The 13,267-nt window shown below is 66.3% G+C and carries 13 protein-coding genes; 2 read left to right on the plus strand and 11 right to left on the minus strand.

What is annotated here, in order from left to right; translation table 11 throughout:
- Positions 1 to 2 precede the first annotated feature (2 nt).
- The 5 genes from A5706_RS19965 to A5706_RS19985 all read right to left on the minus strand — a co-directional run bounded on the left by A5706_RS19965 (position 3) and on the right by A5706_RS19985 (position 3,909).
- Complete coding sequence (locus tag A5706_RS19965; RefSeq protein WP_068134179.1) at positions 3 to 785, minus strand: decaprenylphospho-beta-D-erythro-pentofuranosid-2-ulose 2-reductase; 783 nt, start codon at positions 783 to 785, stop codon at positions 3 to 5.
- An 11-nt stretch (positions 786 to 796) separates the two neighbouring features.
- Entirely contained in the window at positions 797 to 2,161 is a 1,365-nt protein-coding gene (locus tag A5706_RS19970; RefSeq protein WP_068134180.1) for an FAD-binding oxidoreductase, read from the minus strand.
- An 87-nt stretch (positions 2,162 to 2,248) separates the two neighbouring features.
- A complete protein-coding gene (locus tag A5706_RS19975; RefSeq protein WP_156766441.1) occupies positions 2,249 to 2,614 on the minus strand; it encodes a GtrA family protein in 366 nt (121 codons plus the stop codon).
- 102 nt (positions 2,615 to 2,716) lie between these two features.
- Positions 2,717 to 3,196 carry a GreA/GreB family elongation factor gene (locus A5706_RS19980; protein ID WP_068102513.1) on the minus strand — a complete coding sequence of 160 codons (480 nt, stop codon included), beginning with the start codon at positions 3,194 to 3,196 and terminating at the stop codon, positions 2,717 to 2,719.
- Positions 3,197 to 3,366: 170 nt separating this feature from the next.
- A complete protein-coding gene (locus A5706_RS19985; RefSeq protein ID WP_082964503.1) occupies positions 3,367 to 3,909 on the minus strand; it encodes a 6-carboxytetrahydropterin synthase in 543 nt (180 codons plus the stop codon).
- Positions 3,910 to 4,214: 305 nt separating this feature from the next.
- Between A5706_RS19985 and A5706_RS19990 the strand changes: the two genes are divergently transcribed.
- Positions 4,215 to 5,729 carry an arylsulfatase gene (locus A5706_RS19990; protein WP_068134181.1) on the plus strand — a complete coding sequence of 505 codons (1,515 nt, stop codon included), beginning with the start codon at positions 4,215 to 4,217 and terminating at the stop codon, positions 5,727 to 5,729.
- 36 nt (positions 5,730 to 5,765) lie between these two features.
- Here A5706_RS19990 and A5706_RS19995 read toward each other — a convergent pair whose 3' ends face one another.
- The 5 genes from A5706_RS19995 to A5706_RS20015 are packed head-to-tail and all read right to left on the minus strand — an operon-like array spanning position 5,766 to position 10,865.
- Positions 5,766 to 6,596, minus strand: a complete 831-nt coding sequence (locus A5706_RS19995; RefSeq protein WP_068102515.1) for an ABC transporter permease — start codon at positions 6,594 to 6,596, stop codon at positions 5,766 to 5,768.
- A complete protein-coding gene (locus tag A5706_RS20000; RefSeq protein ID WP_068134185.1) occupies positions 6,593 to 7,519 on the minus strand; it encodes a glycosyltransferase in 927 nt (308 codons plus the stop codon). The genes A5706_RS19995 and A5706_RS20000 overlap by 4 nt, the downstream gene beginning before the upstream one ends.
- Positions 7,516 to 8,325 (minus strand): ABC transporter ATP-binding protein, encoded by an 810-nt coding sequence (locus A5706_RS20005; protein ID WP_068102519.1) that lies wholly within the window; start codon positions 8,323 to 8,325, stop codon positions 7,516 to 7,518. Before A5706_RS20005 ends, A5706_RS20000 begins: the two co-directional genes overlap by 4 nt.
- 5 nt (positions 8,326 to 8,330) lie before the next feature.
- Positions 8,331 to 8,876 carry a bacterial proteasome activator family protein gene (locus A5706_RS20010; protein ID WP_156767244.1) on the minus strand — a complete coding sequence of 182 codons (546 nt, stop codon included), beginning with the start codon at positions 8,874 to 8,876 and terminating at the stop codon, positions 8,331 to 8,333.
- A 12-nt stretch (positions 8,877 to 8,888) separates the two neighbouring features.
- Positions 8,889 to 10,865 (minus strand): DUF6541 family protein, encoded by a 1,977-nt coding sequence (locus A5706_RS20015; protein ID WP_068134189.1) that lies wholly within the window; start codon positions 10,863 to 10,865, stop codon positions 8,889 to 8,891.
- 122 nt (positions 10,866 to 10,987) lie between these two features.
- Here A5706_RS20015 and A5706_RS20020 point away from each other — a divergent pair, with 122 nt between their 5' ends.
- On the plus strand, positions 10,988 to 12,184 hold the full coding sequence (locus A5706_RS20020; protein ID WP_068134191.1) for a cysteine desulfurase-like protein: 1,197 nt from the start codon (positions 10,988 to 10,990) through the stop codon (positions 12,182 to 12,184).
- A 78-nt stretch (positions 12,185 to 12,262) separates the two neighbouring features.
- Here the strand turns inward: A5706_RS20020 and A5706_RS20025 are convergent, their stop codons facing one another.
- A complete protein-coding gene (locus A5706_RS20025) occupies positions 12,263 to 13,231 on the minus strand; it encodes an NAD(P)H-quinone oxidoreductase (protein WP_068134194.1) in 969 nt (322 codons plus the stop codon).
- Between the last annotated feature and the right edge of the window lie 36 nt (positions 13,232 to 13,267).

Consider the following 13,267-nt stretch of genomic DNA (forward strand, 5'->3'; position numbering starts at 1 on the left):
CGTCAGATTGGCAGCTTGCGGAAGATCCTCCGCGGGACGTGTCGCAACACCATCATCACGTAACGGAATGCTGCTGGTGCCCAAACCAATTCCTTACCTTGTGCCGCCGCGGTCACCGCGAGGTTGGCGACGTACTCCTTGTCGACGGTGAGCGGGGCCTCCTTGGCGCCAGTCGCCTTCCAGTGCGCGATCGTCGTTGACGTGCGAACCTGGCCGGGCCTGATCACCAGAACCCGAACGCCGAACTCGCGCAGTGCTTCCCCGAGGCCCAGGTAGAAGCCGTCGAGGCCGGCCTTGGTGGAGCCGTACACGAAGTTGGACCGCCGCACCCGCTCACCTGCCGCGCTGCTCATTGCGATGATCTGGCCGAAGCCCTGGGCGCGCATCTTCTGGCCCACCAGCACACCCACGGAAACGGCTGCGGTGTAGTTGATCTCGGCGGCCAGCACCGCCTTGCGCTGGTTTTGCCACAGCTCTTCGGCATCCCCTAGTACGCCGAATGCCACGATTGCGACGTCCACATCGCCTCCGGCGAAGGCCCGGTCGATGACCGTCGGATGGGTGTCGCTCTTGGTGCCGTCGAAGTCGATCCATTCGACAGACTTGGCGCCGGCCGCCGTCATCGCCGCGATGGCGTCAGCCTTGCGCGGATGCTCGGGTAAGTCCGCCAACACGATTCGCGCATGTGCGTTCTGCAGGTAGCGTTCGCAGATGGCCAGCCCGATCTCGGAGGTGCCACCGAGCAGCAGGATGGTCTGCGGATTTCCCACGGCATCTAGAACCATTGGAGCACCATCTACAACAACTCCAAGCGTCGGGCCATGTCGGAGGCGAACACCCGCAGGGGATCGACCTTGCGGCGCAAAGCGATCCACTCGTCGATGCGCGGGTACATGGCGTGGAAGGTTTCGGCGTTCACTCGCGAATCCTTGGCCGTATACACCCGGCCGCCGAATTCCAGGACTCTGCGGTCGAGTTCGTTGAGGAACTCGTTCAGCCCCGGCTTGATGGGAAAGTCGACGCACACATTCCAGCCCGGAATGGGAAAGCTCAGCGGGGCCTCATTGCCCGGTCCGAACAGCTTGAACACATTGAGAAATGAATAGTGCCCGGACTTCTGGATGTCCCGGATGATGCCCTTGAACTCCTCCACGGCGGTGGTGGGCACCACGAATTGGTACTGAGTGAAGCCGGCAGGACCGTACGCCCGGTTCCATTCGCCGAACATGTCCAGAGGGTGGTAGAACTGCGTCAGGTTCTGAACCTTGCCGCGGTAGGTCCCGGACTTGCGGTACCACAACTCGCCGATCGGCCCGAACGTGTATTTGTTGGCCATTCCGTTCGGGAATGCGTCGGGAAACGTAAGCAGTTGCGGCGCATCGAATTTCAGAGGATTGCGACGGAGCTTTGGCGGCAACTGGTCGAGCTTGGCCAGCGAGCCGCGCGAAATCGCCGCGCGACCGAGTTTCGGCGGCGCGCTGATCGCGTCGAACCAGGCGCTGGAATAGGTGTAGTCGGCCTCGCTGCCGTCGCTGTGAAATGCGATCGTTTCGTCCAGGCTGGCGGTGACGTCGCCGTCGGCGATGAAATACGCGGTCTCCGTCGGCGTCATCTCGATGGTGGCCCGCAGGATGATCCCGGTCAGACCGTTGCCCCCGACCGTGGCCCAGAACAGCTCGGAGTCCTCGCCGGTTCCAGTGAGGTGGCGTATCTGGCCGTCGGCGGTCAGCAGGTCCATGCTGCGCACGTGGTTGCCGAAGCTGCCCGCGCTGTGATGGTTCTTGCCGTGGATGTCGCAGGCGATCGCGCCGCCGATGGTGACCTGTCGGGTGCCGGGCAGCACCGGCACCCAGAGGCCGAACGGCAGCGCGGCCTTCATCAACTGGTCGAGGTTGACCCCGGCGTCAAGATCGGCCAGCTTGGTGTCGGCGCTGATCGAGTGAATGGTGTTCAGCTCGGTCATGTCGATCACCAGGCCGCCGCCGTTCTGCGCGTTGTCGCCGTAGGAACGGCCCAGCCCGCGGGCGATCACACCGCGCCCGCCGGCGTCGGCCGTGTTGGCCACGGCTTTCGCGATCTCCTCCGGGTCCGGCGTGGAAAGCACCGTCGCCAAAGAGGGCGCGGTACGCCCCCAGCCCGCGAGCCGCTTGGTGGTGAACATCGTCAAAGAGGGTACCGCCTGGTTCGGCGACGATGCGGGACGCTTGCGTCCCGCTGAGGAGGCGGACAATCCTCTTGGCCAGGTCAGTCAGCGGAGGCGGAAGATAACGGCTCGCTGCACGATGAAGTTGATCACTGTGGCCGTGCCCTGCGCGATCACGAACGCGACGGGTATCGCCGAGCTGCGATAGTGCAAAAGCGACAGGCAGAGGTGGTTAAGGCCGACCTGCACCGAGAACGTGATCGCGTAGAGGACCATGACCGCGACGAATCGCGCGGTGCTGGGCGCCGCCTGAAACGTCCATCGGCGGTTGATCAGGTAGGCGGTGATGGTGCCGACGATGAAGCTCGTCGCCTTGGACAGGTCGACCTGCAGTCCCACCAGCTTGTAGAGCACCAGGTAGAGGCCGAAGTCGACGATCGCGGCCATACCGCCGGTAGCGACGAAGCGCATCACCTGCGTCGTCAAACCCACGTGTGGGCGCGCAGGGGCGGCTTCCGGGTCCGGCGGGATCATTGCGGCGAGTCTATCGGGGCCGGCGCCGCCCGCAGCGGACTAGCGGGGCAGCTTCACCGCGATGAGCTCGACCTGGTTTTCCCCTTGCGGCGTCGTGTAAGTCACCGTGTCGCCGGCTTTGCGGCCCGCCAGGGCCTGCCCCAACGGGCTACGGGCGGTCAACGTCTCGGCCTCGCGGCCGATGGGGGTCTCTTCGACGATGGAAATCACGTGCATGGTGACGACTTCACCGTCGGGGAACCGCAGCGTGACCTCGGTGCCGCCGGGCAGCGTTTCGGAGTCGTCCGAGGGCGACGGTCCGCTGCGCAAGCGGCGGTCCAGTTCGTTGATCCGGTCGCCGAGCACGACGAGCTCGTCCGCGCGTTGTATCGCCTCGGCCGCGTCTCCGTGGTCGCCGACCATGCCGCGGTCGTTTTTGACCTCGACCTCGAGGCGATCACGCCGCTGCTTGAGGCGGTCCAGCTCCGCGGCGAGGTTTTCCCGCGCCTCATCCGCCGCCGACTTGGCTTTTTTGCTCACGTCAGTCGACCCGATCCTGTCTGCCGTCACTTGCTGACCTGTAGCGCTACAGTGTTGCACCACCGCCAGGCAGCCGCCACCTTACGCGCAGGGAAACTTGGTTGTTGTACACATACCCAGTAGTGCGGTGAATCTATCCTCGTTTGCTGGTCGGCGCTCATTTCGCGCGGTCACGCCCAGCCTGCGGCCCGGATCGGTCCTGCCGTGAGGGTGACCACGTTGTTGCGGCTTTCCCGCGCCTCGATCCGTGATACCCACACCCGGCCGCCGGTCGCCAGCGCGACGATCCGTTCGGCGGTCTCGAACACCCAGGCCGCCGAGCCCTCCATGCCGGTGTTATCCATGATCCGCAGGTCGACGACGCCCCGCTCGGCCAGCAGCTCGAACAGGTCGCGCTGCGGGTCGTCCTGTGCGATCAGGGTGGTGTGGTCGAACTGGTATTGCAGTGCCGACCGGACTTCGGCGATCGCGCTGCCGTCCACCACCAGGCCGGTGCCGGGTTCGGTCTCGGCGCAAGCGAACTCAACTTCGAAGGCCCGCTCGTAGCCGTGCAGGAAGAAACGCTTGCCCCGATTGGCCCACGAGCGATGGCAGCACGGGAACTCGTCGAACAGCTTGCGCATGTGGAACCGCGCCGCCCGGCCGATCGGGGTGTCCGCGCGATGAATGGTGGTGGCGACGTAGACGTCGTCGCCGAAAGCCGTGTAACTCATGGGCCCAGCGTCGGGTCGCCGCCTCGACGGATCCTTGGAGGATTCTTGGCGCGCCTAGAAGGGCGGCGGATCGCTGCACGCCGCGAAGCGCTCGGTGCGCCGGTTCTGCGGCGAAGCGGGCCCAGTTGATGCCTCTCGCCCGAGCAGGGTCGCTGACGGGACGAGAAGTAAACGTCAGCAGAACACTCCTTGGCCGGTGAGATGGTCGTCTTGGAGAAACTTCCTTGGGGATCAAGGTCGGGCGTAGCGTCCGTCAGGCGGAGCAGATCAGCGGGTTCTGTTCTGAGATCGAATGGAGGATCGCCATGCCTGCGACGGATAAGCCGAACATCTTGTTCATCATGAGCGATGACATCGGTTGGTTTAATGTCAGCTGCTACAACCACGGAATCATGGGGTATCGAACCCCGAACATCGACCGCATCGCCGCTGGGGGGGCGATGTTCACCGACTTCTACGGCCAACAAAGCTGCACCGCCGGACGCGCCGCCTTCATCACCGGCCAGCAACCGATCCGCACCGGACTAACTAAGGTTGGGATGCCCGGTGCCAAAGAAGGGCTGAGCGCCGAGGACCCAACCATCGCGCAGTTTTTGAAGAATTTCGGCTATGCGACAGGCCAGTTCGGCAAGAACCATCTTGGTGATCGCAACGAGCATCTGCCCACGGTGCATGGCTTTGACGAGTTCTTCGGCAACCTGTATCACCTCAACGCCGAGGAGGAACCCGAGAACGTCGACTATCCGAAGGACCCGGCGTTTCGGGAGCGATTCGGCCCACGCGGCGTCCTCCGCTGCAAGGCCAGCGACACCGACGACCCGACCGTCGACGACCGCTTCGGCAGGGTCGGCAAGCAGGTGATCGAGGACACCGGCCCGCTGACCCGCAAGCGCATGGAGACGGTCGATGAGGAATTCCTCTCCGCCGCAATCAATTTCGTTGAGCTCAACACGCGAGAAGAGGTGCCCTGGTTCTGCTACTGGAACACCACGCGTATGCATGTCTTCACGCATCTGAAGCCCGAGTCGGAGGGCAAGACGGGGCTAGGCGTCTACCCCGACGGAATGGTGGAACTGGACGACTACGTCGGGCAAATGCTGGCAAAGCTCGACGAGCTGGGCGCGGCTGACAACACGGTCGTGGTGTTCACCACCGACAACGGCGCGGAGGTGCTGTCGTGGCCGGACGGGGGCACCACGCCGTTTCGCGGCGAGAAGGATACCAATTGGGAAGGCGGTTGGCGCATGCCGTGCGTGATGCGCTGGCCCGGTGTGATCGAGCCCGGCCGAGTGATCAATGACATCGTCTCGTTGCAGGACTTCATACCCACTTTCGCCGCCGCTGCCGGAGAGCCGGACCTGGTCGAAAAGGTGAAGAAGGGCTATCAGATTGGCGACCGGATGTTCAGGGTGCACATGGACGGGATCAACATGCTGCCATTCCTGAGCGGTGAGCAAGAAGACTGCCCACGCGAGGGATTCGTTTACTGGAGCGATGACGGCGACTTGCTGGCGTTGCGGGTAAGGCGCTGGAAGGTGGTGTTCGCCGAGCAGCGCAGCACCGGGATGGCGGTATGGCGCGAACCTTTCTCGCATCTGCGGTGGCCAAAAACGTTCGACCTGCGCTCCGACCCGTTCGAGCGCGGCGACGAAAGCGACGTGTACTACGCCAAGTGGGCAGCCGAGCGCACCTTCCTGCTCTACCCCGCCCAAGCCCTCGTCGCACAATGGTTGGAAAGCTTCAAGGACTTCCCGCCACGGGCCAAAGCGGCCAGCTTCTCGATCGACAAAGTGATGGAACAACTAATGCCGAAAAGCTAAGGGATGCGCCGAGTCCGGGCGAGCGCGTAGTCCGCGCTAAACCCAGTAGGGCACCCGGGCGCGGTACTGCCGCATCCCGAAGGCCGCCAGCAGCCACCCGACGACGGTCAGGATCAGGACCACCACCCAGTGCCGCAGCTCCTGGTGGGCGCCCAGCAGCGGCGCGCGAACGATGTCGAGGTAATGCAGCAGCGGATTGAGTTCGACGATGCTCGCCCAGTGTCCGGCGCCCTGCTGCCGCAGCGTGTCGTCGTTCCAGATGATTGGCGTCATGAAGAACAGCAGCTGCACGACCGAGAACAACAACGGACCGATGTCGCGGTAGCGGGTGGCCAGGATGCCGAAACACAGTGACACCCAAATGGAATTGAGCACGATCAGCGCCAAAGCCGGGATGACCGAGAGGTCGGCCCACGACCACGGCTTGGGGAAGATGATGGCGACGACGACGTAGATCACGATGTTGTGCGCGAACAACAGCATCTGCCGCCACACCAGCCGGTAGACGTGCACGGAAAGCGGCGTGGGCAGCTGCTTGATCAGCCCCTCGTTGGCGACGAACACGTCGGCGCCCTCCAGGATCGAGGCGTTGATCAGGTTCCAGATAATCAGCCCGAGCGTGACGTAGGGCAGGTGGACCGCCAGGTCCAGGTGGAACAGCTTCGAATACAGGCCACCCATCGCCACGGCCGTCGTCCCGGTGGCGATGGTGATCCAGAACGGTCCCAGCACCGAGCGGCGGTAGCGCTGCTTGATGTCCTGCCAGCCCAGGTGCAGCCACAGCTCGTGCCGACGGAAACCGTCGACCAGGTCGTTGCGGGCGCGGGTAAAGGTCCGGGACTGCGCGGCGGCGTCAATGAAGGTCATGGAGTCCCTCCCGGCTTGCCGAAGCGCTCGCGACGCCCCAAGCGGCGCAACCGAATCCAATCAGACAGGCCCTTGGGGTCGCGGCGGGTCACCAGGAAGAACCAGCCGAACCGGACCCACTCCTGGAACAGCAGCTTGCGCAGGCCCGGCTGCGCCATCAGGTAGCCGCGGTTGCGGTAGGTGAAGAACCGCTTGGTGGCGTCGTCGGGATACTGCGTGTGCATCCGGCCGCCCAGGATCGGCTTGAACTCATCCGATCCGCACGGATGCAGATAGACCGCGTCCAGGCAGGTGCCGAACGGCAGGCCGGAGCGAACCAGCCGGCGGTGCATCTCCACCTCGTCGCCGCGCACGAACAGCCGCAGGTCCGGCACGCCGATCGACTCCAGCGTCGACGCCTTGAACAGCGCCCCGTTGAACAACGACGCGATCCCGCGCAGCAGATCCTGCCCGGCCTCGGTGCGCAATTCGCTTGTCCGCCTGCGCCATACCAGGCCGCGGCGCAGCGGGAACGCCAGCCGCTCCGGATCGTCCATGTTGCACACCATCGGCGACACCTCGGCCAGGCCGTACTTCTCGGCGCAGGCCAGCAGCGTCGCCAGCACGTTCGAGTCCTGGGGCCGCCCGTCGTCGTCGGCGAGCCACACCCAGTCGGCGCCCTGCGCCAGCGCGTGCAGCATGCCCAGCGCGAAACCGCCCGCGCCGCCGAGGTTTCGGCGCGAGCCCAGGTAGGTCGTCGAAATGGGTTGGCCGGCAACCAGATCCCGGACATGGCCGGACCCGGCGCCTTCGCCGGAAAAATCATTGTCGACCACGATCAGGTGATCCGGCAACCGCGTCTGGCTGCTGAGCGCGTCCAGCGATTTGGCGAGCTCGTCGGGGCGCCGGTGGGTGACCACGACGGCGAAGACGCTGTCGCTCATGGCTGTCCGGCAGTCTCGGCCAGCACCTCGCGCACATGCCGGGCCGCGTCCTCGCCCTCGTACGCGCGCACCACGTCCTCGATGCCACCCGACATGCGGATGACGCCGTGGTCGATCCACATCGCCGTCTTGCACAGCCGGGCCAAGAACTCATTGGAATGGCTTGCGAACACCAGGATTCCGGAGCGCTCCACCAGGCGCTGCAGCCGGGTCTGGGCCTTCTTCAGGAAGTCGGCGTCCACCGCACCGATGCCCTCGTCCAGTAGCAGGATCTCGGGGTCGATGCTGGTGACCACGCCCATCGCCAGGCGGACCCGCATACCGGTGGAGTAGGTGCGCAGCGGCATCGACAGGTAGTCGCCGAGCTCGGTGAACTCGGCGATCTCGTCGACCTTGGACATCATCTGCTTTCGGGTCTGCCCGAGAAACAGGCCACGGATGATGATGTTCTCGTAGCCCGAGATCTCCGGGTCCATGCCCACCCCGAGGTCGAACACCGGCGCGACCCGGCCGGTGACCTTCGCCCAGCCGCGGGTGGGCTCGTAGATGCCCGAAAGTAGGCGCAGCAGAGTCGATTTCCCGGCCCCGTTGTGGCCGACGAGACCGACCCGGTCGCCGAGCTCGAGCTTCATCGTGATGTCGCGCAACGCCTCAACGACGACGACGTTGGAACTGTTGCGACCGATCGTGCCACCCGCCTTGCCCAGGAACGCCTTCTTCAACGACCGCGATTTGGCGTCGAAGATGGGAAATTCCACCCACGCGTCGCGCGTCTCGATGTGCGGACCCGGCCCCGGCAGCGTCATTGTGGTTACAGGTATTGGCCGGTGCCCGAACCCGGGCCGTGGCCCGACCTGATACCCGGCGGAAGCGCCCCCTGGCGCATCTGCTCCAGCTGCGCGCGGGCGGCCATCTGCTGGGCGAACAGCGCGGTCTGGATGCCGTGGAACAGCCCTTCCAGCCACCCGACCAGCTGCGCCTGCGCGATGCGCAACTCGGCGTCCGACGGCGCGGCGTCCTCGTTGAACGGCAGGGTGAGCCGATCGAGCTCCTCACGCAGTTCCGGCGCCAGGCCGTCCTCGAGCTCGCGGATGCTGGTGGCGTGGATGTCGCGCAGCCGGTTTCGGCTGGCCTCGTCCAGCGGTGCGGCGCGCACCTCTTCCAGCAGCTGCTTGATCATCGTGCCGATCCGCATCACCTTGGCGGGCTGCTCGACGAGATCGGTAAGGGAGCGCTCGTCGGAGTCGGCGTCACTGTCGGCGTCGTGAAGCGCCATGATCCGGGGGTCGACGCCGCCGATCACCTCGATGCCGTCGGCGTCCGGGCCGTCGTTGCCGTTACTCAATCCGTTCACCATCCTCTTGTGCGGCTATGGGGGCGGCGCGCTGTCCTCGCGGTCCGCGCGCCATTCGAAGATTCGAGCCCCGCCATTGTCGTAGATCATCGTCCACGACTTCGACTTATCCAGAGACACTAGTCCTTCGGGTGTGGCAAACCCTCTGACGTTGGGCGCGCTGGTCAAGATGTACCTGATATTGAGCGCTTTAATCGCCTCGACCACCTTGGGATCGGATTCACCCCTGCGTGCCGAGATCCAGAAGATGTAGCGGTAGTAGCCCGGACCCGTCTGCTGCGGGAAGTCGTAGTGGGTCCACAACGGGTGCAGGTCGGCCACCGCGTACATCCACGCGGTGCCGTCGACGTTGGAGTTGCCGATCAGGGTGTTGCGGGCACCGGGCAGCTTGGCCAGATACGCCATCGCCATCAGGTCTCGCTGGTCGATGATCACCGAGTCGTACTTGTCGCCGAACAACACCAGGTGCCGGTAGAGGTATTGCCGGCCGGCCACCAGGACGGCCGCCACCAGCAGGAACGCCGTCGCCGCGGTCCAGACGGGGGCGGGCAGCCGGGTGAACCGCTCGGTGAGCCGCTTCGCGAGGGCGACGAAGCCCACGACGATCGCGAACAACGCGATGCCCGCCATCGGGGTCGCCAGCATCGTCACCACCGCCGAGAGCCGGCGCGGATCGTTGTAGAAGAACTGGCTGAACACCTCGATCGCCCGGCCGAGCGGATTGCGAAAGGGCGCCCCAGAGTAGATCGTCGCCACGGTCAGCACCAGCCAGACGGCGGGTGGCCACCAGATCCTCTTGTACAGCAGGATCGCCATGCCGATGAACGCCAAAAACACCAGGCTGTATTGGGTCGGGAAGTCGTTGAGGTGGCGGGTGTGCAGCAGCAGCGCATCGATCACCCCCTGCTTCACGCTCTTGAAGCTGGGGAACGCGTGCCCGGCGATGATGTCGGCCTGCCGCAGCACACCGAGGAATTGCGGAGCCAGGATCGCGGCGGTGGGCACGGCCACGGCGGCCAGGGTCAGCGCGTCGGTGAGGCGGCCGCGCACCGGATGCCACAGCGCGTCCAGCAGCCACCAGGCGAGCAGGAAGAGGATGACGATGAACCCCCCGGTCAGGTGCACCGAGAGGACACCCACCAGCGCCAGCACGGCCGCCGGGATGCGGTCGCGGTGCCGCAGCGTCGAGGCGATCAGCACGAACGTCGGGATCGCGACGCCGTACGCGGCCAGGTTGGGCATCGCCGCGACGCCGAACTCGACGTAGGGCACCGACGTGAACGACGCCGACAGCGCGGCGGCGGTGGCGGACACGCTCGCGGCGCGCCACTGGCTGCTGATGGGGCGCAGCAGGAACCAGGTGAGGGTGGCGGCGCTGGAGGGAAACAGCCAGACCGACGCGGCCAACGAATTCAGGGTGTAGCCGGTGGTGGGCGCCGCGCCGGTGAGCTGACAGTAGACGGCGGTCAGCGCGTGGAACACCGATGGGTAGTAGAGCGGTTGATGGGTCTCGACGTTGCGGAGTTCGCCCATGTGGGTCGAGGACGCCTGACCGGTGTCGAGCATGAAGCGCACCTCGTTGGCGTGCCAGACGGCGTCCCAGGTGCTCGGGATGGACTGCCAGTGCGTGAGGCCGCGATAGCCGGCCCACATGATCAGCGCCGCGCCCAACAGCACACCGGCGGCCACCGTCACCGCGGGCCAGCGGCTGACCCCGCGAGCCTCGGCCTCGGGATCGCGATAACGGGCGAGCGCCAACTGCAAACCCGTCGCCACCACGCACACCACCGCCAGCGCGGCGAGCGCAGTCCATCCGTTCCACGGGACGCCGAGCGCACCGAGCGGGATAATTGCCAGCGCCACAACGCCGTACGTCAGCGCAGGACCCACCGCGATGGCCACCGGCCACGTCAGCTGTGTGATGCGCGCGACTATCACACCCGGCGCGATCAGCAAGAACAGTGCGATCAGCGTTCCGGTCCACAGGCCCACTGGACTAGTATGGCTGCCCGGGTGACTCGGCTCGCCAAGCCACCATCCGGCTTGGATCGCCGAGGGGGCACCCGCTACCGTCACAATTTTCGCGAAATTGCGGAAGCCTTAAGGTGGCTGTCATGGCTTACGACGTCGCCCGGGTGCGCGGACTGCATCCGTCGTTGGGTGACGGGTGGGTGCACTTCGACGCGCCGGTCGGCATGCTCATCCCGGACTCCGTGGCGACGACGGTGTCGACGGCCTTCCGCCGGTCCGCCGCCACCATGGTCGGGGCGCACCCGTCGGCGCGGCGCAGCGCCGCCGTGCTGGAGGCCGCGCGCGCTGCCGTCGCCGACCTGTTCAACGCGGACCCGGCGGGCGTCGTGCTCGGCGCCGATCGCGCCATCCTGCTGTCGTCGTTGGCCGAGGCGTCGTCGTCACGGGCCGGCCTGGGCTACGAGGTGATCGTCAGCCGACTCGACGACGAGGCCAACATCGCGCCCTGGCTGCGCGCGGCACACCGCTACGGCGCCAAGGTGAAATGGGCCGAGATCGACATCGAGACCGGTGAGCTGCCGACCTGGCAGTGGGAGAGCCTGATCGGGAAGTCGACGCGGCTGGTCGCCGTCGCGTCGGCGTCGGCGACGCTGGGCACGGTCACCGATCTGCGGGCGATGACCAAGCTGGTGCACGAAGTGGGCGGGCTGGTTGTCGTCGACCATTCCGCCGCGGCGCCGTACCGACTGCTCGACGTCAAGGAGACCGACGCCGACGTCGTCGCAGTCAACGCCCTGGCGTGGGGCGGTCCCCCGATCGGTGCGATGGTCCTTCGCGATCCGGCGCTGATCAACTCGTTCAGCGCCGTCTCGTCCGATCCCCAGGCCGTCGGCCCGGCGCGCCTCGAGGTCGGCGCGCATCAATTCGGCCTGCTGGCCGGGTTGGTCGCCAGCATCGAGTACCTCGCGTCGCTCGACGAGTCGGCCCGCGGCAGCCGGCGCGAACGCCTGTCGGTTTCGACGCAGTCGGCCGCCGCGTATCTGAACCGGGTCTTCGACTACCTCATGGTGTCCTTGCGGTCGCTGCCGCTGGTGATGGTGATCGGCCGCCCCGAGGCGCAGATCCCGGTGGTCAGCTTCGCGGTGCAGGACGTCCCCGCCGAGCGGGTGGTGCAACGCTTGGCGGACAACGGGATTCTCGCCGTCACCAACGAGAGCTCCCGCGCGCTGGATGTGCTGGGCGTCAACGACGTGGGTGGCGCCGTCACCGTCGGCCTGGCGCATTACTCGACGACGGCCGAGGTCGACCAGCTGGTGCGGGCGCTCGCGTCGCTGGGCTGACTCATTTAGGCCGCGAGCCGAACCACACTGCGAAAATCCGGGCCAGAATTCGCAGCCAGGTTGGGTTCGCGAACAGGCCTAGACGGTCAGCACGATCTTTCCGGTGATCTTGCCCGCCACCAGCTGCTGGTGCGCCTCGGCGGCCTGCTGGATGGGCATGCGCGCGCCGATGATCGGCCGGACCCTGCCCTCGGCGATCATCGGCCACACCGAGGCCGTCACGGCCTGCACGATCTCGGTCTTGCTGTTCGGGCCGGTCACCGGCCGGGCCCGCAGCGTGGTGCCGATCACCCGCGCCCGCTTGGCCAGCAGCTTGCCGATGTTGAGCTCGCCCTTGATCCCGCCCTGCATGCCGATGATGACCAGCTGGCCGTCGGTGGCCAGCGCGTCGATATTGCGGTCCAGGTACGCGGCGCCCATGATGTCGAAAATCACGTCAGCACCGCCGTTTTCCTGCAGCCGCGCGACGAAGTCCTCGTCGCGATAGTTGATGGTGATCTCGGCGCCCAGCTGCCGGCAGAACTCCAGCTTCTCCGCCGACCCGGCCGTGATGGCCACCCGCGCCCCCAGCGCCCGCGCGACCTGGATCGCGTGGCTGCCGATACCGCTGGCTCCGCCGTGCATCAGCAGCAGCTGCCCCTTGCCCAGGTGGGCGACCATCACCAGGTTCGACCACACCGTGCACGCGACCTCCGGCAACCCCGCGGCGTCGACCAGGTCCACCCCGTCGGGGAGCGGCATCACCTGCCCGGCGGGGACGGCGACGTATTCGGCGTAGCCGCCGCCCGCGAGCAGCGCGCAAACCTGTTGTCCGACGGGCCATTCCGTCACACCCGAGCCGGCGTCGGCGACGACGCCGGACACCTCCATGCCGATGATCTCGCTGGCCCCCGGCGGAGGCGGATACTTGCCGGCGGCCTGCAGCACGTCGGCGCGGTTGACGCCGGCCGCGGCGACCTTGATCAGCACCTCGCCCGGGCCGGCGGTGACATCGGGCACCTCTTGCCAGGACAGTTGGTCGGGGGATTCGGCGACAATCGCGCGCATGGAGGCGACGTTACTAGTCCCCGTTACCCTTATGGG

The organism is Mycobacterium sp. E796 (genome assembly GCF_001672815.1).
Taxonomy (GTDB): domain Bacteria; phylum Actinomycetota; class Actinomycetes; order Mycobacteriales; family Mycobacteriaceae; genus Mycobacterium.